Raw genomic sequence first — 24,682 nt, forward strand, 5'->3', positions numbered from 1 at the left:
AGCACCCGGCAAGCCGTGGCAGAGCGGACGGATTGAGCGGTTCTTTTTACGTTGCCACAGAAGCTGAACCAGATCGTGCCGCAAGATGGCATCGCTGATTACACACGGTACGCGCTGACGCATGATGAGTTCACGACCGAAGATGTGCGGCTTGCTTCAACACATGTGCCGGCCGCCCCAGATTCGCGGGCATGGGGCCATATCGTTCTGCAAGCCTGCGGTTGGGGCCTCTGCACTGGCACCAAGAAATTCTCTAAGTCAAAGCTGCCGGGGTCACATGGTTGCGACATTCGCATCTGGGCATCAAACATAATGCGGAGCGCAGCGTGAGCCACGAAGCATTCTCCCAAGCCGCCGCGCTGATGTTCATCGCGTTCGTCTGGATCTTCCTGCTGGTGACGCAATGACCCATACCATGATCATGCGCGACCACCGCGTTTCTTTGACGGATGCCGAAAAGGCCATCGGCAAGAAGGTGCTCACCGAAGTCCTGCGCGGCGTTGACGACCAGCACACCAAGCGCTGGCGCAAGGTCGTGAACACCTGGTTCGGCCTGGAAGAGGGCGAGATAACCACTGTCGACACGCGGCACCCGCGCAGCGGCCCATTCCATCGTTTCCACATGGCGATGGAGCAGGCAGTCTTTGATGCGCAGGAGCGCTTTACCGATTTCGATCAATTTCGCAACTGGCTGAAGATTCAGGTCGGCCACGTCACATGGGTGCCTGGCACAAAGAGCGGCATCGTTCCGCTGCCCAAGTCTACGAGCTATGCCGAGATGGAAGAAGTTGAGATGCGCGAGTTCCACGAAAAGATGCTTGCTGCGTTTCATGGCCCTGTCATTGCGCCGTTTTTCTGGAAGCTCCTCGACCCAGAAGAAGCTGGCGGCATGATGAAAAGCATTCTGGACGGCTTCGAAAAATGAAACGCACCACGCCCCTCAAGCGCACCGGCTTCAAGCCGAAGGTATCGGCCAAGCCGGGCATTCTACGCACGGCGACGTTGCCTGATCTGAAGAAGGTTGCGAAGCAACGTATGCGCAGCAAGCAACGTGCTGTTACTGCCGAAGAAAAAATGCTCTGGAGCAAGATGTCAAAAATTGGCTGTATAGCGTGTTTCTTGGATGGTTTTCACAACTCCTACGTTTCCATCCATCACATTGATGGCCGCACGAAGCCAGACTGCCATAAGAAAGTGTTGCCACTCCGCGCGCCGCACCATCAGCGTGACGACACCGATCCCATGAAGCGCGATGCCGTCCATCCAGAGAAGGCGCGCTTTGAAGCGAAATACGGCTCGCAATATGAACTGCAGGCGCAAGTCATGTCGATGCTTGGAGCTGACCATGCCGTCGCAGATTGGGGTAACACCCGGCCTCGCGTCGTACACTGATTGCTTCCCTCCGCTGACCTTTACGCCGCTTGCGTCGGGCGGCGTTCCGCCGTTTGGTGCGGACTTCAACGGGATTCTCAATGCCATCACTCAGGCTGTCCGTTGGGCATGCGCAGGCGGCCAATATCCGTATGATGCAACGTTTTCGACGGCTGTCGGCGGGTATCCTGCTGGCGCCATTGTGCAGCGCGCGGACGGGACAGGCGAATGGCTGAACCTAACGGACAACAACACCACGAATCCAGAAACCGGCGGCGCGGGCTGGGTTCCGATGGACAACTACGGCATCACCGCCGTAACTGGCCTGACGAACACCAACGTGACGCTGACCGCGCTGCAATATGCGCGTAACACGACTACGTTCGCCGGCACGCTGACGGGAAATGTGCAGATTATTTTCCCTGCCACGCTGCAGACATGGACGGTCATCAACAACACGACCGGTGCATTCACCGTGACGTGTAAGACCGCTTCAGGAACTGGTGCGGCAGTGGCTCAAGGTGGGCAGCAACTATTTTGGGGAGATGGAACAAACCTTAATACGCTATCAGGGAATTCGGCAATTGTTCTCAATGTTGGCAATGCGACTGCGCCAACTCATGCGATGAACCAGCAGACTGCCGATGCACGATATGCATTGTCGGCATCGGCGATGGGAAAAAATCGATTTATCAATGGCGCAATGGTCATTGATCAGCGTAATGCAGGGGCGTCAAAAACTTTCACTGCAGCTGCTGTATTGCATAGATCGTTGGTATGTATCCTGCACCGGTGCCAACATTACTGGACAGCGCTCTAGCGCTGCTGGTGGCTATACGTTGACGGGTCTTGCCAGCAATATCGGAACGCTGTTTGGGCAGAGGATTGAGTCCTATACCAGTTGCTTGAGCGCTATTTCGACGCGTACAAAAAGTTGCTTCGGCTGCCTGACTTCTCTCCCTCTAGCCAGGATGCGATCGCCATACAGCAAATTGCAGAGCGCGGTGCACTCGCTGACATTGATGCTGGCCGCTTCGACATCGCCGTCAGTAAGGTACGCAACATCTGGGCATCGCTGCGCGGCACCAACTACGGCCAGCATGAAAACAAGCTAGAGGTGCTGCGCGCGCAGTTCGTCGGCGTCGGCGGGAGGCTTGCATGAGCGCCATTTTCTCCATTTTCAAGGTGGTTCCTGGCTGGTGCTGGGCAATCCTGATCGTAGTCGCCGCTCTTTTGGGAGCAGAGCTTCACGGCCGGCATGTCGTCCAAGTCAAATGGGATGCTGAGGTAAAGGCTCAGCGCGAAGCAAATGACCTGCTGGTCGACAAGCGCCGCGAGGATAACCGCGCGCTGGCCGCCAAGCAGCTGCTTGATTCATCCAACATTCAAAGGGAACATGATGAAGAAGTCGCTAATGCTCGCGCTGCTGCCGCTCGCTCTGAGCGCATGCGTATCGGCACCGCAATTTGTCCCACTACCGGATCCACCGAAGCCAGTGGTACCAGCGGCGGCAATGGAGCCAATACCGGAACCAGGCTGGTTCCCGACGACGTTGACCGAGATATTTGGGCGCTCGAAATAAAAGTGGAAGGGGCCTTTGCTGCTGGACGGGCAGCTCAGGCGTTCATCCGCGCCAATGGCATGGCGCCACAAACCTTGTTGGGCGAGTAAAACATGTTACTGCCTGTTTTCTTAACGTAATATTTCTTCATTTATAATTCGTGAACTTTTATAAAAAATTGTAAAGATTCCCGGGAAAGGGCGTCGGTATGCAGTCCATACGAATGAAGAATAATGACGAAAGCAAATCACCATGGATATCGGCCGGACATTGATGGACTTCGCGCAATTGCTGTTTGCTCGGTCGTGTTTTTTCATGCATTCCCAGACCTCGTCCCGGGTGGATTTGTCGGCGTCGATGTCTTCTTCGTCATTTCTGGCTTCCTGATTTCACAGATCATCGCCGGCGAGCTGCTGGCTGACAGTTTTTCTTTTCGCGAATTTTATGTACGGCGGATCAAGCGCATATTCCCTGCGCTCTCTCTAGTGTTGGCTGCGACCTTAGTGTTCGGATGGTTTGTTCTCTATCCGCCTGAGTTCCGACAGCTCGGGCGACACGTCTTTGCTGGTTCCGCATTCTTCTCAAATTTCCAACTATGGAGCGAGGCGGGCTATTTCGATAAGGCGGCAGAGTTGAAGCCTTTGCTGCACCTGTGGTCGTTGGGCATCGAAGAGCAGTTCTATTTGTTGTTTCCACTCCTACTGATCATCGGCAGTCGATTCAGGCGGTTGCTTGTCCCGATAGTGGTGGCCGTTCTCGTCTTGTCTTTACTAATCGGCGTCAAGCTCACTGTCAGCAACGGCATCGCCGCTTTCTATTCGCCAGCGTCTCGCATATGGGAGCTTATGGCGGGCAGCCTTTTGGCTATTTCACCCATGATTTATCCATCGCTGCGAGATACGTTTAAAGTATCTGAGGGGCTGAACACGGCCATCTCATTCGCCGGTCTGGCGTTGCTGGTCTTCTCATTACTAGCCATCGATCGTTCCCGTTCATTCCCTGGGCTATGGGCAGCTGCGCCAGTCCTAGGAACGGTTCTTTTGATCGCTTCAGGTTCAGCTGCTGTGGGTAACCGTCTCATCTCTAATCGCCTATTCGTGTCGATTGGGCTGATCAGCTATCCGCTGTACCTCTGGCATTGGCCGATTCTGGCCTACCTGCACATCGTCGATAACGCGATGTCGTCGACGCTGACGCGCGGTATCGCTGTCGTTGGCTCCGTTGCGCTGGCTACGATCACCTACCTTCTTGTGGAGACGCCTGTGCGCCGGAGCCGCGCGCCTCGCCGTGTTGCTGCTGCCCTCCTGCTGATCGTTGCTTGCATGGGCGCCATTGGAATCCTGGCAAGCACAGGGTTGATCAATACTCGACTGGGATCCAAGCCAGAACTCCAGCCTATCTTTAAGGCCATTGACGACAACGACATACCGGAAAGAAACGTGGTTCTTCATGGAAAGCACGTAGGCATGGTGGCTTTCATCGGCGACTCCTTCCTTGACCACTATTTTGCGCGTGTACGCCAAGTGGTGAGTTCGTCCCCTGATTCGTTGTCCGCTGTCTTCGTGGGTGTGGGTGGTTGCCCGCCGATTCCGTCTGTGAGCCGCATCTCAGATCCTGGTGGATGCTCAAAGGTGCTAACGAATGCCTATAAAAGAGCCGGACAGGAAGATATAGAGGTAGTCGTCATAGGTTCTGCTTGGCACTATTTCTACCCGATCACAGCGCGAAATTTAGCTGACGATCCTGCTGTCTTCGCTCGTAATGCAATGGTCTATGCGGAGTACGACCCAGAACGAAAACCAATTGGTCCCGGCACGGCCGCCTTCGACCAGATGTTTCTGGAATTGGAGAAGCAGGTTGCGGCTTTGATTGTTTCAGGGAAGAGGGTTTACTTGGTGCTGCCTACGCCGATCAGCGACGATCTCGATCCGTTGCGGACGGTGAATCGGCTATCAGGGCAGGTAGATCATGCGGCGGGCGTGTCGCGCGCAACGTATGCCTGGCAATTCGCCCCGGTCATCAACCAGCTACGCAAAATATCGGTCAAGACCGGCGCTACTGTACTGAACCCGGCTGAAGAACTTTGCGACAAGGATTTTTGCTCGGCTTTCACTGGTGCCGATCCGATATATAAGGACGTGGGGCATATTCGTCCATTCTACGTGGCTGGACGCATTGACGTTTTTGACGAAGCTCTCGGTATATTGAGGCCGGCAAAGTAAGACGCCAAGCAGGTGCCGACCGAGTTTTCCGGGGATTAAAAACTCGCTAGAAGATGAGATATTCTGTATTTTTATACAGTTATTTCGGACATGAAGAAACTTCGTCCACCCCTCGAATACAGCCGCTTGATTGATCTTGCCGCGACCAACAAGGATCCGGTGGTGCAGGAGCTGCTTTGGGAGATTCGGCGTCTTCATCATATTTTGGCGCAGGATCTGGAAGCGACCGAGCTTATTCGGCTGGAGTGGGCAAAGGAAGTAGGCGATGAATTCGCCGCCATTCACATGATGCGCATGCGCCTGAAGTCGGAGCCAGGGGCGTTTGAGTGGCGGAAGAAAAAATGATTTTGCGGAACAGTTTTGTATTTGCGGAAAAACGCATTAGAAAACACGTTTTGCAAAACAGGCTGTAAGCCTTTGCTGGTACCTGAGACCGGACTTGAACCGGTACGCCCCTTTCCAGGTAAGCGGCGGATTTTAAGTCCGCTGTGTCTACCAATTTCACCACTCAGGCAGCTGTTTTTCGCGATGTCGTATCGCGGAAAAGGAACGCATTATAGCAGCGACTCTGTCCGAAATCAGCCTATTGTGATGACGACTTCCAGTTTCCTTCCATTTTACCCCTGCGTTACCCGTAAGTGGGCATTGGGCCGGTCTCTGGTCTGGACTTTGTCTCCATTTCTCTTTCCGGTCTACAACAGGCGTGTCAGGGAGTAAAATATCGAGTATTCCAACCTCACTTGGCCGAGACCATGACACAAGCTGTATTGAAAACAGTTCAATGTATTTCGCCTGCCGGTTTGCATTCGATGGCTTACAAGGAGTGGGGTAATCCTCATAATCCCAATGTGCTGGTGTGCGTTCATGGCGTGACGCGTGTGGGGGACGATTTTGATGTGATGGCGCGCGAGTTGTCCGAGACGTATCGGGTGGTGTGTCCGGATGTGGTCGGGCGCGGCCGGTCGGGGCGCTTGCAGGCGCCGCAGTATTACGTGATTCCGCAGTATGTGAGCGACATGGTGACCTTGTTGGCGCGTCTGGATGCGGAATCGGTGGACTGGTTCGGCACGTCGATGGGCGGGCTGATCGGCATGGGTCTTGCATCGATGCCGGAGAATCCGGTTCGCCGGCTGGTGCTCAACGATATCGGTCCGTCGATCAACGCGTCGGCATTGGCGCGCATCGGTGAGTACATCGGGCAGGACATCCGATTTACGACCTTTGATGAGGCGGCGCAATATATTCGCACCATTTCGGCGAGTTTCGGGCCGCATACGGATGAGGAGTGGCACAAGCTGGCTGCGGATGTTTTGCGCCAGGACAAGGACGGCAAGTGGACGCGCCACTATGATCTGCGGCTGGCGGAACCGTTCAAGACCATGACGCCGGAAGCGGCAAGCATGGGCGAGGCGATGTTGTGGGCCTCCTATGATGCGATCCGCTGCCCGACGCTGCTGGTGCGCGGCAAGCAATCCGATCTGTTGTTGCCGGAAGTGGCGCAGGCCATGACGCAGCGCGGTCCCAAGGCCAAGCTGGTGGAGTTTGAAGGTGTCGGCCATGCGCCGACATTTATGCATGCGGAGCAGATCCAGGTGGCTAAAGATTTTTTGCTCGGCTGAACTGCTTAAACAGCAAGCAGTTTGAACAATTTGAACAATTTGAATAGTTTCAGTCGATGAAATCGAGTGAAACAATGGAATTACTAACAGGTTGAATCGTCCAACATCAAAAACAGGCTGCAACGGCGATAGGGCAATACTGCCGGCAGCACCGGACATCAATCCACACACTTACAGAGGAAACATCATGACAGTACAACGTCTCCACGTCGGCAAGCGTCTATCGGAAGCCGCGATTCACAACGGTACCGTCTATCTGGCCGGCCAGATTGCCGAAGACACCACCCAGAACATCGAAGGCCAGACGCGTGAAGTCCTGGGCCACATCGACCGTCTGCTGGCGGAAGCCGGCAGCAGCAAGGAAAACATCCTGTCGTGCCAGATCTATATCGCCGACGTGAAGGACTTTGAAGGCATGAATTCGGTCTGGGATAGCTGGGTGCCTGCCGGCAATACGCCGCCGCGCGCCACCGTCGAGGCCAAGCTGGCCCGTCCTGAATTGCTGGTCGAGATCATCATTGTCGCTGCTCAAAAATAATCCAAGCAAGGTTTCATGGTTTCAGTCGTCGCAGTTCCGCAAGAGGGTACCGCCCCCATCGTCGCCGGATTGAGTCCGGACGACGCCGCGCGCGTATTGAGCGCGCTGGCGTTCGTCGCGCCTCTGTATGCCGGCAAGCCGATCCCATCGGGGCAGGATGCCTTGCAGTTTGTGCAGGGCGTGGTCAGCGTGCTGACCGCGCTGAACGTCGATGCCGAAACGCGCATCGCCGGTCTGCTGTTCGAGCTGCATGCGCTCGATCTGGATGCTGCGGCGACGATTGAAGATCAGTTCGGCAAGGACATCGGCGATCTGGTTGCGGGTGTGCGCCAGCTGATGCGTTTTCACAGCCTGACCTTCCACCATCCGCAAGAAGTCTTGCGCGGCAAGAACGCGGCGCAACAGGCTGCGGCGCAGGTCGAAACCTTGCGCAAGATGCTGCTGGCGATGGCCAGCGACATGCGTGTGGTGCTGGTGCGTCTGGCTTCGCGCGTGACCACCTTGCGTTACTTCGCCGAGAGCAAGCTGGAGAACGAGACTACCGCGCAATACGCGCGCGAGACCTTCGATCTCTACGCACCGCTGGCCAATCGCCTCGGTATCTGGCAGCTCAAGTGGGAACTGGAGGATTTGTCCTTCCGCTTCATCGAGCCTGTCACCTACAAGCGCATCGCCAAGATGCTGGAAGAAAAGCGCATCGAGCGCGCGGAGTTTGTCGCCACCGCCATCGACCGCCTGCGCACCGAGCTGACCGCCGCCGACATCAAGGCAGAAGTCTCCGGCCGCCCCAAGCACATCTACAGCATCTGGAACAAGATGCGCGGCAAGGCCATCGATTTCTCCGAGCTGTACGACGTGCGCGCCTTCCGCGTCATCGTGGACGATATCAAGACCTGCTACACGGTGCTCGGCATCATCCACAATATCTGGGTGCCGATTCCCAAAGAGTTTGACGATTACATTTCGCGTCCCAAGCAGAACGGCTATCAGTCGCTGCACACGGTCGTGATCGCCGAAGACGGCCGCCCGCTGGAAGTGCAGATCCGCACGCATGAGATGCATCACTTCGCCGAATACGGCGTAGCGGCGCACTGGCGCTACAAGGAAAGCGGCGGCTCCAATTTCGCAGCGCAAAAGTACGATGAAAAGATCGCCTGGCTGCGTCAGCTGCTGGCGTGGAAGAGCGAAGTCTCCGACGCCGTGGTCGAGCAGGAAGAAGTGCGCCGCGACTGGGTCGAGAAGCTCAAGTCCACCACGCTCGACGAGCGCATCTACGTATTGACGCCGCAAGCGCGCGTGATCGAATTGCCCAACGGCGCCACGCCGATAGACTTCGCATATCACTTGCACAGCGATGTCGGCCATCGCTGCCGTGGCGCGCGCGTCGACGGCGTCATGGTGCCGCTGAACACGCCGTTGAAAAACGGCCAGACCGTCGACATCATCACCGTCAAGAGCGGCCCCGGCGTCGGTCCGTCGCGTGACTGGCTGAGTCCGGGTTATGCGGCGAGTTCGCGCACGCGTTCCAAGGTGCGCGCCTGGTTCAACGCCATCGAACAGGAAGAGACGCTGGCCCACGGCCGCACCGTGCTGGAAAAAACGCTGCAGCGCGAAGGCAAGACCGCCGTCAACCTGGAAGAACTTGCGCACAAACTCGGCTTCGCCAAGGTCGACGACCTGTGCCTGTCGCTGGGCAAGGACGAATTCAGCCCGCGCCAGATCGAACAGATGCTGCATGAAGGCGAAGAGGGCAAGGAAAGCAAGCACACCGAAACCGACGAAGCCTCCATCACCCGCAAGAGCCGCGCGTCGAGCGTGGTGCAGGGCGCCAAATCCGGCGTGCTGGTGGTCGGCACCGAAGGCCTGATGACGCAACTGGCGCGCTGCTGCAAGCCGGCGCCGCCGGACAGCATCGTCGGCTTCGTCACGCGCGGCAAGGGTGTCTCCATCCATCGGCTGACGTGCAAGAACTTCGCCGAGATGAGCAGCAAGGCGCCCGAACGCGTCATCCAGACCGAATGGGGCAACTCGGGCAAGGACACGGTTTATCCGGTCGATATCTTCGTGCTGGCCGGCGACCGTCAGGGCCTGCTGCGCGATATTTCAGAAATTTTCTTGCGCGAAAAGATCAACGTTATCGGCGTCAGCACGCAAAGCGTGAAGGGACAGGCGCGCATGGGATTCACCGCCGAGATCGGCTCGACCGCGCAACTGATCAAGGCGCTGGCTGTGATCCGTGAAGTGAAGGGCGTGCTGGAAGCCAGACGGCAGTAGGCTTTGCGGCGGGTTGGCTAATCACGAAAGAAGCGGCGAACAAGATTTTTTAAAAAACTTTTCGCGAAGACTAGCCAAAAATAAAAAATGCCCCTATAATCTCGCTTCTTCACTAGGCGCGTAGCTCAGCTGGTTAGAGCACTACCTTGACATGGTAGGGGTCGTTGGTTCGAGTCCAATCGTGCCTACCAATATTCTTGATGTTGTTGAATATTGGTATCGAAGCAGGAAGTTCATGTAACTGAGGCTTCGTAAAAACAGCATCAAAAGCAAAATTAAATAATGGAAGCGCAGTCCCGGCTTCCATTTTTGCTTTTTATCTTCCGCATTTGTTGTCCTTCCTTTTTCTCCCATTTTCCTTTCTGATTTTGCTGTGCTTGCAGCGTTTGCCATGCGGTGTTATTTCGTCTGTCCATTGTGCGCGATGGATGTTGGTGGGGGGCGGGGGCATAAAACCTCGTTCACGCAGCGCAGCCATAAAAAACGTTGACATGTAGCTTAAATCACCTATACTTGTTCAACTACTTGTACACGTAGTCCGATATAAAGCGCGCAATTTCATGCGGCAACCCCATAACAAGAAGAGCTAACAAGGTCCGAATAACCCATTTAGTTACACAAACAATATGACACAGCAAAACTAGCGAGAATCGTCAACCAAGACTCGGTTTGCATCATGAGGATTGGTCACCTAAAAGGTGTTAATACCAATTGTGGTAGGAAGAAACATAGAAATGCGCATTATTAATTTCTCTGACGCTCGAAATAGCTTGAAAGCCGTGATAGATCAAGCCGTTGATGACGCAGATGTCACTGTGATCGCTCGTCGCGATGCGCCGGACGCTGTTGTTATGTCGTTTGAATATTACAGTAGTCTTTTGGAGACGGTTCATCTGCTGAAGTCGCCCGCGAATGCAGCTCATTTGGCTCGATCCATCGCACAACTGAATGCTGGTCAAGCTGAGCGTCATAATCTGATTGATGTAGAAAGTGACGCCCATGAGGAATCTGAAGTTCAGTCCGGAAGGATGGGGGAGCTATGAATATTGGCACTCTCAGGACAAAAAAACGCTGAAGAGAATTAACAAGCTGTTGGAGGCAACAATGCGAGACCCGTTTGATGGAATCGGAAAACCGGAGCCGTTGAAAGAGAATTTAAGCGGATTTTGGTCGCGACGCATTGATGATACAAATCGACTGGTTTATCGGGTAACCGAAACAGATATTGAGGTGGCCTCGTGCCGCTACCACTACGAAGCGTAAATCCGTAAGGTTTTTTACATCGCGGGGTCGTTGGTTCAAGTCCAATCGTGCCTTCGTAAAAACAGCATCAAAAGCAAAGTTAAAGAGTGGAAGCGCAGTCCCGGCTTCCATTTTTTCTTTTTGTCTTCCGCATTTGTGGTCCCTCCTTTTCCTCCCCTTTTACTTTCTGCTTTTACTGTGTTCGCAGAGCCTATGCAGTGATTTGATCTGCGGTTTTATTTCGCTCGTCTGTTGCGCGCGATGGAAGCTGGCAAGAGGTGCGTGTAAGACGTAGTCTATGCCGCGCAGCCATAAAAAAAGCCATCGCAAGCGATGGCTTGCAGCGACTAATCACAACTGTTTTTACTGATTATTGGTTTTGCCTGCGGGCGTTTCTGCAGCAACCACCGGCACCGGCACGTTCAACACCGCATCGCGCTTGTCCAGCAAATGCTGGCGCAGGACTGCTGCCAGACGCTTGCCGTCGCGTGCTTCCAGTGCTTTGACCATTTCGTCGTGATCGTGCGCGGCGCTGTCCCATTTTTCGGGGCGGAAGTTGGACTTGAAGCGCAGCGCCTGCAGACGGCGGTTCAGGCCGAGGTAGGTCTGATGCAGCACCGAGTTGCGTGCGGCTTCGTTGATCTTGTTGTGGATGGCCTGGTTGCGGCTGTAGTAGCCGGGCAAGTCGTTCTGCGCTTTGCAGGCCAGCATGGCGTAATGCAGCGCCTTGATCTCGGCGACTTCCACCGGCGTGATGCGCTCGCAGGCCAGCTCTCCGGACATGGCTTCCAGCCCGCTCATGAGTTCGAAGGTTTCCCAGATCTCGGTTTCGGACATCTTTGATACCGATGCGCCACGGTTGGGTGAAATCTCGATCAGGCCTTCGGCTGCCAATACCTTCAATGCTTCGCGCAGCGGCGTGCGCGAAATGCCGAGCGTTTCGCACAGCTCACGCTCGTTCAGTTTGGTGCCGGGAACCAGCACTGCTTCAACAATCAGATTGCGCAGGTGTTCGACGACGGTGTCGTGCAGACGCTGGCGCTCCAGTTTCGGCAGGGCGGCGGGGGTATTTTCAGGTTTGTTCAGGATCTCGTTGATATCGAGTCCAATTGCTGAATTTTGCATTCAAAATCCTTAATGTCCTACTGAGGCGTATTTTAGCAGTGTTCGTTTCATTGCCAAAAATACCAGCTTTACGCTGTTGTATAGATGAAAAATATTGGCCTGAAACGCCTATTGGCGATCCTAAGTATATCTATTTACGCAGTTTTTGCCAAAAACATGGCCCGACTCGATACCTGAAGTAAGGACTGCCACGATCAAAAAAACCTTTACCTCGCCGAATCTCGCTGATAAAGTATTTTGCATTCAAAATACAAAATTCAACAAAGTGAAGATTTCAAAGGAGGAGTAAATGTTAAAACTAGACTTTCATCCAGCCGGCCGTCATTTCCTGCAAATCCCTGGTCCTAGCCCTGTGCCTGATCGCATCTTGCGCGCCATGAGCTATCCGACCATCGACCATCGCGGCCCGGAATTCGGCGCGCTGGGCTTGCATGTGCTGGCAGGTATCAAGAAGATTTTCAAGACCGAGCAGCCGGTCATCATCTATCCGGCGTCCGGCACCGGCGCCTGGGAAGCGGCGCTGACCAATACCCTGAGCCCTGGCGACACCGTGCTGATGTACGAGACCGGCCATTTCGCCACGCTGTGGAAGAAGATGGCTGAAGCGTTGGGCCTGAAGCCGGAGTTCCTCGGCTTGCCGGGGATTGAAGGCTGGCGCCGCGGCGTCCAGGCCGATCTGATTGAAGAGCGTCTGCGCAAGGACAGTGGCCATCAGATCAAGGCCGTATGCGTGGTGCACAACGAAACTTCCACCGGTGTGACATCCGACATCGCGTCGGTACGCAAGGCAATCGATGCTGCCGGCCATCCGGCGCTGCTGCTGGTGGACACGATCTCCGGCCTGGCGTCGGCGGATTATCGCCATGACGAGTGGGGCGTTGACGTCACCGTCTCCGGTTCGCAAAAGGGCCTGATGCTGCCGCCGGGTATCAGCTTCAATGCGGTCTCGAAGAAGGCCATCGAGGCCAGCAAGACTTCCAGGCTGCCGAAGGCTTTCTGGGGCTGGACTGAAATCATCGAGATGAACGCCACCGGTTACTGGCCGTACACCCCGAACACCAACTTGCTCTACGGCTTGCATGAAGCACTGGACATGATCCTCGGCGAAGGCCTGGACAACGTCTTTGCGCGTCATGAGCGTCTGGCCGAAGCCTGCCGTCAGGCGGTCACGGCCTGGGGCCTGGAGATCCAGTGCGCCGATCCGGCCGTGTATTCGCCGGTGCTGACCGGTGTGATGACGCCGGCAGGTTTCGATGCCGATGCGATCCGCAAGGTGATTTACGAAAACTTCGACATGTCGCTGGGTACCGGGTTGGGCAAGATGAAGGGCGGCATGTTCCGCATCGGCCATCTGGGCGAAGCCAACGATCTGACTTTGATGGCAACGCTGTCCGGTTGCGAAATGGGCCTGAAGCTGGCGGGCGTAAAGCTGGCCGGCAGCGGTGTGCAGGCGGCGATGGATAACCTGACCGCCAAGAAAAGCAAGCCGGCGCTGAAGGTCGCCTGAATCCGGTAAATCGTGTCAGTGGTATCCGTCTTGTCTTGCGCTGTAAGGAGCGCAAGACAAGATGGCAAAGAAAAAAGCAATAGCGGAGGAAAGAACGCCGGGCAGCACGCATTCATGAAGAAGCGCTGCGCCGGTTACGTGGATCAATAACGAAAACCCGGCGAAGCAACATCCCGCAGAGGAATCGAAGCAGCCCGAGAAGGCTGCTTCACGGCGCGCCGGTGTACCAATACTGGAGACAATGCAATGAGACACCTGCGTTTGCGCGCGACCACGGTCGTGCTATTGATGTTATGCATGATGTATTTCATCACCTACCTGGATCGCGTCAACGTCAGTACCGCCGCGGCTGGTTTTGGCAAGGAATTCAACCTCTCGAAGACGGAAATCGGTCTGGTTTTCTCGGCCTTCGCTTATCCCTATTTAGTGTTTCAGATTATCGGCGGCTGGGTCAGCGACAAATTCGGCGCGCGCCGCACACTGATCTATTGTGGTTTGCTGTGGGCGTTGGCGACCGTGTTGACCGGTTTTGCGGGCGGCCTGGTGTCGTTGTTGCTGGCACGTCTGCTGCTCGGCCTAGGTGAAGGCGCCACCTTCCCGGCGGCGACCACGGCGATGTCGCGCTGGGTGTCGAAAGAAAGACGCGGTTTCGCACAAGGCATTACCCACGCCTTCGCTCGCATCGGCAATGCCGTGGCGCCGGCGGCAGTGGTGTGGATCATGGCGGAGCATGGCTGGCGCGAATCGTTCTACATCTTCGGCGCATTCAGCCTGGTGTGGGTGATCGTCTGGGCCTTTGTGTTCACCGAAGATCCGGCCAGGCATCCGCGCATCACTTCGGAAGAACTGGCGATCCTGCCTGCCGCTAAAAAGAAGAGTCCGCAGATTCCATGGGGGCCGCTGTTTAAACGCATGATGCCGGTCACTATTGTCTACTTCTGTTACGGCTGGACGCTCTGGCTGTTCCTGAGCTGGATCCCGCAATACTTCCTGCACAGCTATGACCTCGATATCAAGAAGTCGGCGCTGTTTGCTTCCAGTGTGTTTTTTGCCGGTGTAGTGGGCGACACCCTGGGCGGCATCGTCAGCGACAAGATTCTGAAAAACACCGGCAATCTCAAGCGTGCCCGCAGCTACATGGTGTCGGTGTGCATGTTGCTGACCTTGCTGTCGCTGCTGCCGCTAATGTTTACGCACAACGTCTACATCTCGATCCTGAGCCTGGGCGCCGGCTTCTTCTTCGCAGAAATGACGATCGGTCCGATGTGGGCGATTCCGATGGATATCGCGCCGGAATATTCGGGCACCGCCAGCGGCATGATGAATACCGGTTCTGCGTTGGCCGCGATCATCTCGCCGGTGCTGTCGGGCTACCTGATCGACAAGACCGGCAACTGGGAGCTGCCTTTCCTCGGCAGCATGGTGTTGATGGGCTTTGGCGTCTTGCTGGCTTTCCGCATGCAGCCGGATAGCAAGTTCGAGAGCCCGACACCGGATGCGGGCGGTCATGTGGTCAAGGCACGCGCCTGATTTTCAGACTGTACTCAACCAGTACTTCCGGCAAGGAATGCCGTTACTGATCAACGGCATTCCTTCGCCTCAATAAGCAGGAACCATCGACATAAGATAGCCATGACGACTTTACTTTCTGCGGCTGAAGAACTCGGCCATCTGTTGAGCGACGCGTCTTCACGCCAGGCGACACTGGCCATCGTGCCGGATGAGCTGGAACCTGCGAGCATCGAAGACGCCTATCTGGCGCAACAGGCTTTCCTACGCCGCAGCCACGCCACCATTGGTGGCTGGAAGATCGGTTCCAAGACCGAAGCCGGGCCGGTGCAGGGGGCGCCGTTGCCGCTGAGCGGCATCCATCCAGCGTCGTCCTCGTTGCTGCGCAGCGCTTTTCCGGTGCTCGGTATCGAACTGGAAATCATGTTTTGCTTCGACTGTGATTTCACACCGAGGCCGGCGCCCATTGCCGAGGCGGAGATCATGGACAGCATCAGCGCCATGGGCGCATCCATCGAAATCGTTTCCAGTCGCATCGCCGGATGGCCCGAGGTGCCCAAGCTGAGCCAATTGGCGGATCTGCAAAATCACGGTGCGCTGGTGATCGGCGAACTGTGCGATTACCACGACGGCTTCAACTTCCGGCGGCCTGAGGCGCATCTGACCTTCAACGGCGAAGACGTGTTCAAAGGGCAGGGCGTCAATCCCGCCGGTGATCCGCGCCGGTTGATGAGCTGGCTGGTCAATCACTGCAGCGAGCGCGGCATCGCTATTCCCGGCGGCACAGTCATCACGACCGGTTCTTACACGGGCATGTTTTTTCCGAAAGCGCCGGGCATGGTGATCGGACAGATCGCCGGATTGCCGTCGATTCATTTCGAATTGAGTTGAGTACGTTGAACTGAATTTCACCCACTTTGTTTCTCGTTTTTTGACAGGACTACCTCATGCTGGTCAAGCCCATCCATCTTGTTCCTCCAAGCGGGCGGCGCACTGCACCCGCTACGCCATTCGCCATGCAATTGCAGCGCGAGATGCGGGGCGAAGTCATGTTCGGCAAAGCGGATCGTGGCCGCTACGCCACCGATGCCTCCATCTATCAGATCATGCCGCTGGGCGTGGTCGTGCCGCGGGATCAGGCCGATCTGAAGATTGCGCTGGATGTTGCGCGCCAGCACGGCATGCCTGTACTGGCACGCGGCGCAGGCACCAGCCAGTGCGGCCAGACGGTTGGCGAGGCGCTGATCGTCGACAACAGCAAATATCTCAATCAAGTGATCGACTTCGATCCGGTGGCGCGTACGATCACGGTCGAGCCGGGCATGGTGCTCGATCATCTCAACGCCTGGCTCAAGCCGCATGGTTTGTGGTTTCCGGTGGATGTGTCGACGGCGGCACAATGCACCATCGGTGGCATGTCGGGTAACAACTCCTGCGGCTCGCGCTCGATCGAATACGGCAACATGGTGCACAACGTGCTGGCGATTGACGCCGTGCTGGCTGACGGCACCGAAGGCCGCTTCGGTCGCTTGCCGGAGATGCCCGGCAATGGTCGCATCGGCGACATCGTGCGCGGCTTGCAAACTATCGCGCAACGCGAGCGCGGCGAAATTGTTGAACGTGTTCCCAAGGTATTGCGCCGCGTGGCCGGTTACAACATCGACATCTTCGATTGCCAGAATCCACGCGCCTATACCGATGACGGTGTTGCCAATCTCGCGCACATCCTGATCGGCTCTGAAGGGACGCTGGCCTACAGCCGTCAGATCACGCTGGCACTGATGCCGCTGCCGGCGCATAAGGTGCTGGGCGTGGTCAACTTCCCGACCTTCTATCAATCGATGGACATGACGCAGCACATCGTCAAGCTGGGACCGACTGCCGTCGAGCTGGTTGATCGCACCATGATCGATCTGGCGATGAGTAATCCGGCGTTCAAGCCCGTGATTGAGAAGGCGTTGGTTGGTCATCCCGAGGCGATTCTGCTGGTCGAGTTCTCCGGAGAAAATCTCGACCGGCAACTCGAGCAGCTCAAGCGTCTGGGCGAGCTGATGGGTGATCTCGGCTTGCCCGGATCGGTGGTCGACATGCCCAACGCCAACGAACAAAAAGCCTTGTGGGATGTACGCAAGGCTGGTCTCAACATCATGATGAGCATGAAGGGCGACGGCAAGCCGGTGTCCTTCATCGAAGACTGCGCCGTGCCGCTGGAGCATCTGGCCGAGTACACGCGCCAGCTGACTGAAGTGTTCCACAAGTACGGTACCGAAGGAACCTGGTACGCCCATGCCAGCGTCGGCACTTTGCATGTGCGGCCGATTCTCGATATGCGTCGCGGCGGCGCCAAGGACATGCGCGAGATCGCCGAAGCCGCTGCCGTGTTGGTGCGCAAATACAAGGGTGCGTATTCCGGCGAACACGGCGATGGCCTGTGCCGGGGCGAGTGGGTGGCGTGGCAATACGGGCCGAAACTCAATGCCGCCTTCAGCGAGATCAAGGATCTGTTCGATCCCGGCAACCGCTTCAATCCGGACAAGATCGTGCGCCCGCCCAAGATGGACGACGCCAGCAACTTCCGCTTTGCACCCGGCTATTATCGCGAGCTGCCTTATGCTCCGGCGCTGGACTGGTCGCCATGGAACGTCAAGCGTGATCCGCTGACCGGCAAGGAAAGCGCGCCCGGCAGCGGTGGTGACCGCAGCGACGGTCTCGCCAAGCTGGTTGAGATGTGCAACAACAACGGCCATTGCCGCAAGTTCGACGCCGGCACGATGTGCCCCAGCTATCGCGTCACGCGTGACGAGAAGCACGTCACCCGCGGCCGCGCCAATACCGTACGGCTGGCCTTGTCGGGGCAGCTCGGCAGCGAGGGCATGGCCAGTCCCGAGGTCAAGGAAGTGCTGGATCTGTGTGTCTCCTGCAAGGGCTGCAAGCGCGATTGCCCGACCGGCGTCGACATGGCCAAGATCAAGATCGAAGCGCGCGCGGCCTGGGCTAGCAAGCACGGCATCAGCCTGCGCGATAGGCTGATTGCTTACATGCCGGCGTATGCGTCCTATGCCGGCAGCGTCGGCGGTGCGCTGGCATTGGCGGAAAAGATCCCGGTGATTTCCGGCTGGGTGAAGGGGTTGCTGGGGCTGGCACCGCAACGATCATTGCCGCGTTTCCGTAAATCGTTTTTGCGCAATGCGCAGAGTGCAGCGGCGACAAATGCCGACAAGGAAGTCCTGTTGTTCGTCGACACCTTCAACAACAACATGGAGCCGGAAAACGCCCGCGCCGCGCAGCAGGTGCTGGAAGCTGCCGGTTACAAGGTGCATTTCAATAGCTTGCCTGAACAACGTCCGCTATGTTGCGGCCGCACCTATCTGGCGGCGGGGCTGGTCGATCAGGCCAAGGCTGAAGCCCGTCGCACGCTGGATGCGCTGATGCCTTACGTACGCCGGGGCGTGGCCGTGGTCGGGTTGGAGCCGTCCTGCCTGCTGTCCTTGCGCGATGAGTTTTTGAATTATGGTTACGGCGAAGAGGCGCAAGGGTTGGCGAAGTCGGCCTTCTTGTTTGAAGAGTTTTTGGTGAAGGAGCACAAGGCCGGCAAGTTGACGCTCGATCTCAAGCCGCTGTCGTCCAACAAGATCGTGCTGCATGGTCATTGCCATCAAAAGGCCTTCGACGCCTTCCGTCCGGTACCGACCGTGTTGCAGTGGATTCCGCAGGCGGAAGTGTCCGTGGTGGAATCATCCTGCTGCGGCATGGCGGGAAGTTTCGGCTACGAGGAAGAGCACTACGCGGCATCGATGGCGATGGCGGAGCTGTCCCTATTGCCTGCGGTGCGCAAGGCTGCGGCGGATGCGATCATGGTCGCCGACGGCACCAGCTGCCGTCACCAGATTCATGACGGCGCGGGGCGCGAAGCCGTTCACGTGGCTCGCGTGCTGGCGGCGGCGCTGGCAAATTAAGCGGGCTTTTGTTGGAGTCCCCCGTTGACGCTGTGCTTATTTGTGTCAACGGGGGTTGACAGGGGTTGTTTTTATAGTTATATTACTTGCTGTTCCTCGGCTCAATGCCGGGAGGCAAGCCGAAATAGCTATAAAAATGCCCGGCTCGCTGGTGAAGGTTACTCCGCATTACTTCTTCATTTTTGGTCTTTTCAGGCCATGTCTGTAGCAGCAATTCATCTGTAAGTCTTCCTCGATACACAAGTTTCAAGCGCGTTTGCATACGGTCGTCATTGTCCGCATGTTCAGTTTTTGGCATTCGTGCCGATATCAGAGCAGATTCACCTTTCGTCGTTGCCACTTTCCAGATAGGACTGGGCGACGGGAATCTCCTCTTGTATCCGCATCGTTTGTGTGTGCCGGCGTTGTTGCGGGTTGCTGTGCCGATACCAGAGCAGATTCACCTTTCGCGCCACCACTTTCCAGATAGGACTGGGTGGCGTGAATCTTCTCTTGTATCGGTACCCCAGGCAGTTCGTTGCAGTTTTCTGTGCCGATACCAGAGTAGATTCACCTTTCGCGCCGCCACTTTCCAGATAGGACTGGGTGGCGTGAATCTTCTCTTGTATCGGTACTCCAAACAGTTCGTTGCGGTTTCTTGTGCCGATACAAGAGTAGGTTCATACCTCGAGGCCACTTTCCAGATAGGACTGGGCCTCGGGAATCTCCTCTTGTATCGGTATTTCCACGCATGGGATGCGACATTTTTCTATTGTTGCTATAATCCTTGTCTGCTTCATGGTTGTTTCAGCCATTCAGTTATATTCAGCAATAAGCAATACCCCAACATCTGTAAGAGCGAGAAAGGCAAACCGGTTATGACACCGCGAACTACCACCAAGGTCTCTACGCGACGCTAGTCGGGTTCTTTTTCGTCTTATGAAAAAGCGCGGCTGGTCCGCGTTTTTTTTCGTCCTTATTTTCCGCATTGTTCCGTATTTTATAAATTAGCGTCGGCAAAACTTGCCGAGATGGAGTTCAAAATGGTTTCAGTTCGTCTCCCCGATGGTTCGCAACGTCAATTCGATGCGCCCGTCACCGTGGCGCAAGTCGCTGCCAATATCGGCGCGGGTCTGGCCAAGGCGGCGTTGGCCGGCAAGGTCGACGGCAAGCTGGTCGATACGTCTTTCCTGATTGAAAAAGATTCAGATCTGGCGATCGTGACCGACAAGGATGCGGATGGTCTGGAGGTGATTCGTCACTCGACCGCCCACTTGCTGGCCTATGCCGTGAAGGAGTTGTTCCCCGATGCGCAAGTGACTATCGGTCCGGTGATCGACAACGGCTTCTATTACGACTTTGCTTACAAGCGTCCGTTTACACCGGAAGATCTGGCGGCGATTGAAAAGAAGATGGCCGAGCTGGCCAAGAAGGATGAGCCGGTTACCCGCAAGGTGCTGCCGCGCGACGAGGCGGTGGCTTACTTCAAGTCCATCGGCGAAGCCTATAAGGCCGAAATCATCGAATCCATCCCGCAAGACCAGGATGTGTCGCTCTATACAGAAGGCAGCTTCACCGACTTGTGCCGTGGTCCGCACGTGCCGTCCACCGGCAAGCTGAAAGTGTTCAAGCTGATGAAGCTGGCCGGCGCGTACTGGCGCGGCGATTCCAACAATGAGATGCTGCAGCGTGTCTACGGTACTGCCTGGGCGAAGAAGGAAGATCAGGAAAGCTATCTGCACATGCTGGAAGAGGCGGAGAAGCGCGATCACCGCAAGCTGGGCCGCGCACTCGATTTCTTCCACTTCCAGGACGAAGCGCCGGGCTTGATTTTCTGGCATCCGAAGGGCTGGTCGATCTGGCAGCAGGTAGAGCAATACATGCGCCGCGTCTATCAGGACAGTGGCTATCAAGAGGTTAAGGCGCCGCAGATTCTGGATCGCTCGCTGTGGGAAAAAACCGGCCACTGGGAAAACTACCGTGAAAACATGTTCACGACTGAATCGGAAAATCGCGCCTACGCGTTGAAGCCGATGAACTGCCCCGGCCATATCCAGATCTACAATTCCGGCCTGCACAGCTATCGCGATCTGCCGCTGCGCTACGGCGAGTTCGGTCAATGCCACCGCAACGAGCCGTCCGGCGCGCTGCACGGCATGATGCGCGTGCGCGGCTTTACCCAGGATGATGGTCACATCTTCTGTACTGAAGATCAGATCCAGGACGAAGTAGCGGCCTTCAACAAGGTGGTGCGCGAGGTCTATGACAACTTCGGCTTTACCGACGTCGCCGTCAAGCTGGCGCTGCGTCCGGAAAAACGCATCGGCGAAGAATCCGTCTGGGACAAGGCTGAAAACGCCTTGCGCGAAGCCATCCGCGCGTCCGGCACTGAATGGGAGGAATTGCCGGGCGAGGGCGCTTTCTACGGTCCGAAGATCGAATACCATCTGAAAGACTCGATCGGCCGTTCCTGGCAGTGCGGCACCATGCAGGTCGATTTCTCGATGCCGGCGCGTCTGGGTGCGGAATATGTCACCGAAGACAACGACCGCAAAGTGCCGGTCATGCTGCACCGTGCGATTGTCGGCTCGCTGGAGCGTTTCATCGCGATTCTGATCGAAAACCACGCCGGTGCGATGCCGTTATGGCTTGCTCCTGAACAAGTTGTTATCCTGAATATTTCCGATGCGCAAGCCGAATACGTCAAAAACGTTGCGCAAACGCTGAAAAAACAAGGGTTTAGAGTCGTTACTGATTTGCGTAACGAGAAGATTACCTATAAAATACGGCAGCATTCTTTACAGAAGCCGCCCTATATTTTGGTGGTCGGCGATAAAGAGCGCGATACAAACACAGTGGCCGTGCGTGCGCGAGGCAATGTCGATCTGGGTGTCATGCCTATCGATGTCTTGGTGGAACGCCTCAAAACTGAGGTGGAAACCAAAGCCTAAAGGAGCAAAGCTCCTTCCAGCGCAAGAGCACGGCTTAATTTATTGGACGTTAAAAGGAAACTGCAATAGCTACTGACAAGTCGCATCGCATCAACGGTGAAATTACAGCACCGGAATTGCGTTTATCCGGAGTCAATAACGAACCGCTTGGTATCGTCAATTTGGCTGAAGCTTTCCGTCTGGCGGAAGAGGCTAACGTGGATCTGGTGGAAATCGCACCGACCGCACAGCCTCCTGTTGCGCGCCTGATGGACTATGGCAAGTTTAAATATCAGGAGCAGAAAAAAGCTCATGAAGCCAAGCTGAAGCAGAAAGTCATTCAGGTCAAGGAAGTCAAATTCCGCCCTGGCACGGATGACGGCGATTACAACATCAAAGTGCGTAATCTGACCAAGTTCCTGGAAGAGGGTGACAAGACCAAGATTACACTGCGTTTTCGCGGTCGTGAAATGGCTCACCAGGAGATCGGCATGCGCGTGTTGGAGCGCTTGAAGGTGGATCTGGAACCGTTTGGCCAGGTCGAGCAGTTTCCAAAGATGGAAGGACGCCAGATGATCATGGTCCTGGCGCCTAAAAAGAAGAAATAAGCTGAACTTGAGTAAGCTTGATTCTGTAGGTTGAGCAAGTTAAGCAAGAAGAAGCAGCCATGCTTCTTCGCGCATCCCAAGGTAGGTCTTTGCGATGCGTATTCCGGTCAAGCAAGCGTTAGCTGTAGCGAAACCGAAGATTTTGTCGGGAAGCAGTCGTTTTGTTTTCCGCAAAAGCAGCAGTGAAAACTGCTGCCAATAAGTGAGAGCAGGCATCAAAGAGCAGCGCATTGCTGCCACCTGCAATCATCAAAAAATGGAGCTGTCCAAAAAGGACAGATAGTGTCATGCCAAAAATGAAGACGAAAAGCAGCGCCAAAAAGCGCTTTCGTGTACGTCCAGGTGGAACAATCAAATGTGGTCACGCTTTCAAGCGCCACATCTTGACCAAGAAAACCACCAAAGTTAAACGCCAGTTGCGCGGTATTACCAATGTCAATGCTGCAGACGTCGTATCCGTCATGCGCATGATGCCGAACGCTTAACCTCACCATCACTAAGGAGCTACTATGCCTAGAGTTAAACGTGGGGTAACAGCACGTGCCCGTCATAAAAAAGTCCTGGCGCAAGCCAAGGGTTACCGTGGTCGCCGCAGCACCGTCTATCGTATCGCCAAGCAAGCAGTCATGCGCGCTGGCCAATACGCATACCGTGACCGCCGCAACAAGAAGCGCGTATTCCGTGCATTGTGGATCGCCCGTATCAACGCTGCTGCTCGTGAGCATGGCGTGACATACAGCGTGTTCATGAACGGCCTGAAGCGTGCTTCGATCGAACTGGACCGTAAGGTTCTGGCCGATATGGCTGTGACTGACAAGCCAGCATTCGCTGCGATTGTCAATCAGGTGAAAGCCAACATCGCTAAGTAATTAGCTATGTTGCAGTCGTCGTCCGGTTTCGGGCGGCGCTGCAAATCTTGCGGGGCAGAGGTGAAATACCTGTGCCCCGTAGTCGTTTTGAATCTCCGTATTTCAATTTGTTTTTTCGACTTCGTCGTTAGAACTTGTTCAAGATCTGCAGCCAACGGCAGCAAAGGTCAGATCATGGCCTCGCAGTGAGATGTTGAACAGGTTCTCAGAGCCGGATCGGTTCTTAGATTACTCAGATATCTGTCTGAATGGAGCGAGACTTACCGCATGAATTCCCTAGAACAACTCGTTGCACAGGCCCAGGCCGACTTTGCCGGCGCACCCGACGCTGCAGCCCTGGAAAACGCCAAAGCCAAATACCTTGGCAAAACCGGTCAGATCACTGAGCAAATGAAGGGCCTTGGCAAGCTGGCTCCTGAAGAACGCAAGGTGCAAGGCGCCGTCATCAACGCCGCCAAAGAGCAGATCGAGAACGCGCTGACTGCGCGCCGTGACGCACTTGCCAACGCACAAATGCAAGAGCGCCTGAACGCCGAAGCGATCGACGTTACTTTGCCGGGCCGCGGCCGTGGCAAGGGCGGCATCCATCCGGTCATGCGTTCGTGGCAGCGCGTTGAAGAAATCTTCCGCTCGATCGGCTTCGACGTTGCCGATGGCCCCGAAATCGAAACCGACTGGACCAATTTCTCCGCACTGAACAGCCCGGAAAACCATCCCGCGCGTTCGATGCAGGACACTTTCTACATCGAAGGCAACGACACGCAAGGCAAGCCGCTGCTGCTGCGTACGCATACCAGCCCGATGCAGGTGCGCTATGCGCGTATGAACAAACCGCCGATCAAAGTCATCGCGCCGGGCCGCACTTATCGCGTTGACAGCGACGCGACGCATTCGCCGATGTTCCATCAGGTCGAAGGCCTGTGGATCGCTGAAGACATCAGCTTCGCCGACCTCAAGGGCGTGTACCTCAACTTCGTCAAAGCTTTCTTTGAAACCGACGACCTCCAGGTGCGCTTCCGTCCATCGTATTTCCCGTTCACCGAACCATCGGCGGAAATCGATATCGCCTTCGGCAGCGGTCCATTGAAAGGCCGTTGGCTGGAAGTATCCGGCGCAGGCCAGGTGCATCCGACCGTGGTGCGCAACATGGGCCTCGATCCAGAGCAATACATTGGTTTCGCGTTCGGCTCCGGCCTCGAGCGCCTGACCATGCTGCGCTATGGCATCAACGACCTGCGTCTGTTCTACGAAGGTGATCTGCGCTTCTTGAAGCAATTTAACTGACGCAATTCAATTGAACAATGTGATGCCGGGCCGGCGCAGAATATCCTCTGCGCTGCCTTGCGAACTGTATGGACTGTCCGGATTTCCG

Annotated in this window: 24 protein-coding genes and 2 tRNA genes; 23 read left to right on the forward strand and 3 right to left on the reverse strand. The window is 55.9% G+C overall.

The genetic code is table 11. The features are described 5' to 3' along the window. The first annotated feature begins 281 nt into the window (after positions 1–281). From hmeg3_RS25140 to hmeg3_RS07685, 8 genes are all read left to right on the forward strand, one after another. Positions 282–407: a hypothetical protein gene (locus hmeg3_RS25140; RefSeq protein ID WP_255407555.1), complete on the forward strand. Its 126-nt coding sequence runs from the start codon at positions 282–284 to the stop codon at positions 405–407. Further along, positions 404–925 (forward strand): DUF1367 family protein, encoded by a 522-nt coding sequence (locus hmeg3_RS07655; protein WP_094563216.1) that lies wholly within the window; start codon positions 404–406, stop codon positions 923–925. Before hmeg3_RS25140 ends, hmeg3_RS07655 begins: the two co-directional genes overlap by 4 nt. Then, a complete protein-coding gene (locus hmeg3_RS07660) occupies positions 922–1,392 on the forward strand; it encodes a Ref family recombination enhancement nuclease (protein ID WP_198361804.1) in 471 nt (156 codons plus the stop codon). The genes hmeg3_RS07655 and hmeg3_RS07660 overlap by 4 nt, the downstream gene beginning before the upstream one ends. Beyond that, on the forward strand, positions 1,346–2,191 hold the full coding sequence (locus tag hmeg3_RS07665) for a hypothetical protein (protein ID WP_094563217.1): 846 nt from the start codon (positions 1,346–1,348) through the stop codon (positions 2,189–2,191). The genes hmeg3_RS07660 and hmeg3_RS07665 overlap by 47 nt, the downstream gene beginning before the upstream one ends. A gap of 81 nt (positions 2,192–2,272) precedes the next feature. Further along, positions 2,273–2,533: a glycoside hydrolase family protein gene (locus hmeg3_RS07670; RefSeq protein ID WP_094563218.1), complete on the forward strand. Its 261-nt coding sequence runs from the start codon at positions 2,273–2,275 to the stop codon at positions 2,531–2,533. After that, the gene (locus tag hmeg3_RS07675) at positions 2,530–3,042 is read left to right on the forward strand and encodes a hypothetical protein (RefSeq protein ID WP_094563219.1); all 513 of its coding nucleotides are present in this window, start codon (positions 2,530–2,532) and stop codon (positions 3,040–3,042) included. The genes hmeg3_RS07670 and hmeg3_RS07675 overlap by 4 nt, the downstream gene beginning before the upstream one ends. Positions 3,043–3,165: 123 nt before the next feature. Then, positions 3,166–5,154: an acyltransferase family protein gene (locus hmeg3_RS07680; RefSeq protein ID WP_094563220.1), complete on the forward strand. Its 1,989-nt coding sequence runs from the start codon at positions 3,166–3,168 to the stop codon at positions 5,152–5,154. A gap of 90 nt (positions 5,155–5,244) precedes the next feature. Beyond that, the gene (locus hmeg3_RS07685; protein ID WP_094563221.1) at positions 5,245–5,499 is read left to right on the forward strand and encodes a hypothetical protein; all 255 of its coding nucleotides are present in this window, start codon (positions 5,245–5,247) and stop codon (positions 5,497–5,499) included. Between the two features lie 76 nt (positions 5,500–5,575). Here hmeg3_RS07685 and hmeg3_RS07690 read toward each other — a convergent pair. Then, positions 5,576–5,668, reverse strand: a tRNA-Leu gene (locus hmeg3_RS07690). A 238-nt stretch (positions 5,669–5,906) separates the two neighbouring features. Here hmeg3_RS07690 and hmeg3_RS07695 point away from each other — a divergent pair. The 6 genes from hmeg3_RS07695 (at position 5,907) to hmeg3_RS07720 (ending at position 10,848) form a co-directional block, all read left to right on the forward strand. Then, positions 5,907–6,773 carry an alpha/beta fold hydrolase gene (locus tag hmeg3_RS07695; protein ID WP_094566198.1) on the forward strand — a complete coding sequence of 289 codons (867 nt, stop codon included), beginning with the start codon at positions 5,907–5,909 and terminating at the stop codon, positions 6,771–6,773. Between the two features lie 187 nt (positions 6,774–6,960). Then, positions 6,961–7,311: a RidA family protein gene (locus hmeg3_RS07700; RefSeq protein ID WP_094563222.1), complete on the forward strand. Its 351-nt coding sequence runs from the start codon at positions 6,961–6,963 to the stop codon at positions 7,309–7,311. Positions 7,312–7,326: 15 nt separating this feature from the next. Then, positions 7,327–9,585 carry a bifunctional (p)ppGpp synthetase/guanosine-3',5'-bis(diphosphate) 3'-pyrophosphohydrolase gene (locus hmeg3_RS07705; RefSeq protein WP_094563223.1) on the forward strand — a complete coding sequence of 753 codons (2,259 nt, stop codon included), beginning with the start codon at positions 7,327–7,329 and terminating at the stop codon, positions 9,583–9,585. A 114-nt stretch (positions 9,586–9,699) separates the two neighbouring features. After that, positions 9,700–9,776 (forward strand) — tRNA-Val (locus hmeg3_RS07710). A 543-nt stretch (positions 9,777–10,319) separates the two neighbouring features. Next, positions 10,320–10,628, forward strand: a complete 309-nt coding sequence (locus tag hmeg3_RS07715; protein WP_094563224.1) for a type II toxin-antitoxin system Phd/YefM family antitoxin — start codon at positions 10,320–10,322, stop codon at positions 10,626–10,628. Further along, positions 10,585–10,848 carry a Txe/YoeB family addiction module toxin gene (locus tag hmeg3_RS07720; protein WP_094563225.1) on the forward strand — a complete coding sequence of 88 codons (264 nt, stop codon included), beginning with the start codon at positions 10,585–10,587 and terminating at the stop codon, positions 10,846–10,848. Before hmeg3_RS07715 ends, hmeg3_RS07720 begins: the two co-directional genes overlap by 44 nt. 342 nt (positions 10,849–11,190) lie before the next feature. On the opposite strand, the gene hmeg3_RS07725 is transcribed toward hmeg3_RS07720, so the two are convergent. Further along, the gene (locus tag hmeg3_RS07725; protein ID WP_198361805.1) at positions 11,191–11,952 is read right to left on the reverse strand and encodes a GntR family transcriptional regulator; all 762 of its coding nucleotides are present in this window, start codon (positions 11,950–11,952) and stop codon (positions 11,191–11,193) included. Between the two features lie 289 nt (positions 11,953–12,241). Here hmeg3_RS07725 and hmeg3_RS07730 point away from each other — a divergent pair, with 289 nt between their 5' ends. The 6 genes from hmeg3_RS07730 to infC all read left to right on the forward strand — a co-directional run bounded on the left by hmeg3_RS07730 (position 12,242) and on the right by infC (position 22,441). Continuing rightward, complete coding sequence (locus tag hmeg3_RS07730) at positions 12,242–13,459, forward strand: alanine--glyoxylate aminotransferase family protein (RefSeq protein ID WP_094563226.1); 1,218 nt, start codon at positions 12,242–12,244, stop codon at positions 13,457–13,459. Between the two features lie 246 nt (positions 13,460–13,705). Continuing rightward, a complete protein-coding gene (locus hmeg3_RS07735; RefSeq protein WP_094563227.1) occupies positions 13,706–14,989 on the forward strand; it encodes an MFS transporter in 1,284 nt (427 codons plus the stop codon). 102 nt (positions 14,990–15,091) lie between these two features. Next, positions 15,092–15,859, forward strand: coding sequence for a 2-keto-4-pentenoate hydratase (locus hmeg3_RS07740; RefSeq protein ID WP_094563228.1), 768 nt, complete (start codon positions 15,092–15,094; stop codon positions 15,857–15,859). A gap of 56 nt (positions 15,860–15,915) precedes the next feature. Then, positions 15,916–18,924 carry an FAD-binding and (Fe-S)-binding domain-containing protein gene (locus hmeg3_RS07745; protein ID WP_094563229.1) on the forward strand — a complete coding sequence of 1,003 codons (3,009 nt, stop codon included), beginning with the start codon at positions 15,916–15,918 and terminating at the stop codon, positions 18,922–18,924. Between the two features lie 1,022 nt (positions 18,925–19,946). After that, positions 19,947–21,854 carry a threonine--tRNA ligase gene (gene thrS / locus hmeg3_RS07750; RefSeq protein ID WP_094566200.1) on the forward strand — a complete coding sequence of 636 codons (1,908 nt, stop codon included), beginning with the start codon at positions 19,947–19,949 and terminating at the stop codon, positions 21,852–21,854. A gap of 65 nt (positions 21,855–21,919) precedes the next feature. Then, positions 21,920–22,441: a translation initiation factor IF-3 gene (gene infC, locus hmeg3_RS07755; protein WP_083457935.1), complete on the forward strand. Its 522-nt coding sequence runs from the start codon at positions 21,920–21,922 to the stop codon at positions 22,439–22,441. Between the two features lie 118 nt (positions 22,442–22,559). Here the strand turns inward: infC and hmeg3_RS24935 are convergent, their stop codons facing one another. After that, positions 22,560–22,760 carry a hypothetical protein gene (locus hmeg3_RS24935; RefSeq protein WP_198361920.1) on the reverse strand — a complete coding sequence of 67 codons (201 nt, stop codon included), beginning with the start codon at positions 22,758–22,760 and terminating at the stop codon, positions 22,560–22,562. Between hmeg3_RS24935 and rpmI the strand changes: the two genes are divergently transcribed. The 3 genes from rpmI (at position 22,729) to pheS (ending at position 24,594) form a co-directional block, all read left to right on the forward strand. Continuing rightward, complete coding sequence (gene rpmI / locus hmeg3_RS07760; RefSeq protein ID WP_083830894.1) at positions 22,729–22,926, forward strand: 50S ribosomal protein L35; 198 nt, start codon at positions 22,729–22,731, stop codon at positions 22,924–22,926. The genes hmeg3_RS24935 and rpmI overlap by 32 nt on opposite strands. Positions 22,927–22,950: 24 nt before the next feature. Beyond that, entirely contained in the window at positions 22,951–23,310 is a 360-nt protein-coding gene (rplT, locus tag hmeg3_RS07765; protein ID WP_007882754.1) for a 50S ribosomal protein L20, read from the forward strand. 267 nt (positions 23,311–23,577) lie between these two features. Beyond that, positions 23,578–24,594, forward strand: coding sequence for a phenylalanine--tRNA ligase subunit alpha (gene pheS / locus hmeg3_RS07770; protein ID WP_007882753.1), 1,017 nt, complete (start codon positions 23,578–23,580; stop codon positions 24,592–24,594). Positions 24,595–24,682: the final 88 nt, after the last annotated feature.

This window comes from Herbaspirillum sp. meg3 (assembly GCF_002257565.1).
Taxonomy (GTDB): Bacteria; Pseudomonadota; Gammaproteobacteria; order Burkholderiales; family Burkholderiaceae_D; genus Herbaspirillum.

What these genes read in the sequence shown, in the direction of transcription:
- hmeg3_RS07655 (WP_094563216.1), top strand. Translation starts at nt 404, where the DNA reads ATGACCCATACCATGATCATGCGCGACCACCGCGTTTCTTTGACGGAT.
- hmeg3_RS07660 (WP_198361804.1), top strand. Translation starts at nt 922, where the DNA reads ATGAAACGCACCACGCCCCTCAAGCGCACCGGCTTCAAGCCGAAGGTA.
- hmeg3_RS07665 (WP_094563217.1), top strand. Translation starts at nt 1,346, where the DNA reads ATGCCGTCGCAGATTGGGGTAACACCCGGCCTCGCGTCGTACACTGAT.
- hmeg3_RS07675 (WP_094563219.1), top strand. Translation starts at nt 2,530, where the DNA reads ATGAGCGCCATTTTCTCCATTTTCAAGGTGGTTCCTGGCTGGTGCTGG.
- hmeg3_RS07680 (WP_094563220.1), top strand. Translation starts at nt 3,166, where the DNA reads ATGACGAAAGCAAATCACCATGGATATCGGCCGGACATTGATGGACTT.
- hmeg3_RS07685 (WP_094563221.1), top strand. Translation starts at nt 5,245, where the DNA reads ATGAAGAAACTTCGTCCACCCCTCGAATACAGCCGCTTGATTGATCTT.
- hmeg3_RS07695 (WP_094566198.1), top strand. Translation starts at nt 5,907, where the DNA reads ATGACACAAGCTGTATTGAAAACAGTTCAATGTATTTCGCCTGCCGGT.
- hmeg3_RS07700 (WP_094563222.1), top strand. Translation starts at nt 6,961, where the DNA reads ATGACAGTACAACGTCTCCACGTCGGCAAGCGTCTATCGGAAGCCGCG.
- hmeg3_RS07705 (WP_094563223.1), top strand. Translation starts at nt 7,327, where the DNA reads ATGGTTTCAGTCGTCGCAGTTCCGCAAGAGGGTACCGCCCCCATCGTC.
- hmeg3_RS07715 (WP_094563224.1), top strand. Translation starts at nt 10,320, where the DNA reads ATGCGCATTATTAATTTCTCTGACGCTCGAAATAGCTTGAAAGCCGTG.
- hmeg3_RS07720 (WP_094563225.1), top strand. Translation starts at nt 10,585, where the DNA reads ATGAGGAATCTGAAGTTCAGTCCGGAAGGATGGGGGAGCTATGAATAT.
- hmeg3_RS07725 (WP_198361805.1), bottom strand. Translation starts at nt 11,952, where the DNA reads ATGCAAAATTCAGCAATTGGACTCGATATCAACGAGATCCTGAACAAA.
- hmeg3_RS07730 (WP_094563226.1), top strand. Translation starts at nt 12,242, where the DNA reads ATGTTAAAACTAGACTTTCATCCAGCCGGCCGTCATTTCCTGCAAATC.
- hmeg3_RS07735 (WP_094563227.1), top strand. Translation starts at nt 13,706, where the DNA reads ATGAGACACCTGCGTTTGCGCGCGACCACGGTCGTGCTATTGATGTTA.
- hmeg3_RS07740 (WP_094563228.1), top strand. Translation starts at nt 15,092, where the DNA reads ATGACGACTTTACTTTCTGCGGCTGAAGAACTCGGCCATCTGTTGAGC.
- hmeg3_RS07745 (WP_094563229.1), top strand. Translation starts at nt 15,916, where the DNA reads ATGCTGGTCAAGCCCATCCATCTTGTTCCTCCAAGCGGGCGGCGCACT.
- thrS (WP_094566200.1), top strand. Translation starts at nt 19,947, where the DNA reads ATGGTTTCAGTTCGTCTCCCCGATGGTTCGCAACGTCAATTCGATGCG.
- rpmI (WP_083830894.1), top strand. Translation starts at nt 22,729, where the DNA reads ATGCCAAAAATGAAGACGAAAAGCAGCGCCAAAAAGCGCTTTCGTGTA.
- rplT (WP_007882754.1), top strand. Translation starts at nt 22,951, where the DNA reads ATGCCTAGAGTTAAACGTGGGGTAACAGCACGTGCCCGTCATAAAAAA.
- pheS (WP_007882753.1), top strand. Translation starts at nt 23,578, where the DNA reads ATGAATTCCCTAGAACAACTCGTTGCACAGGCCCAGGCCGACTTTGCC.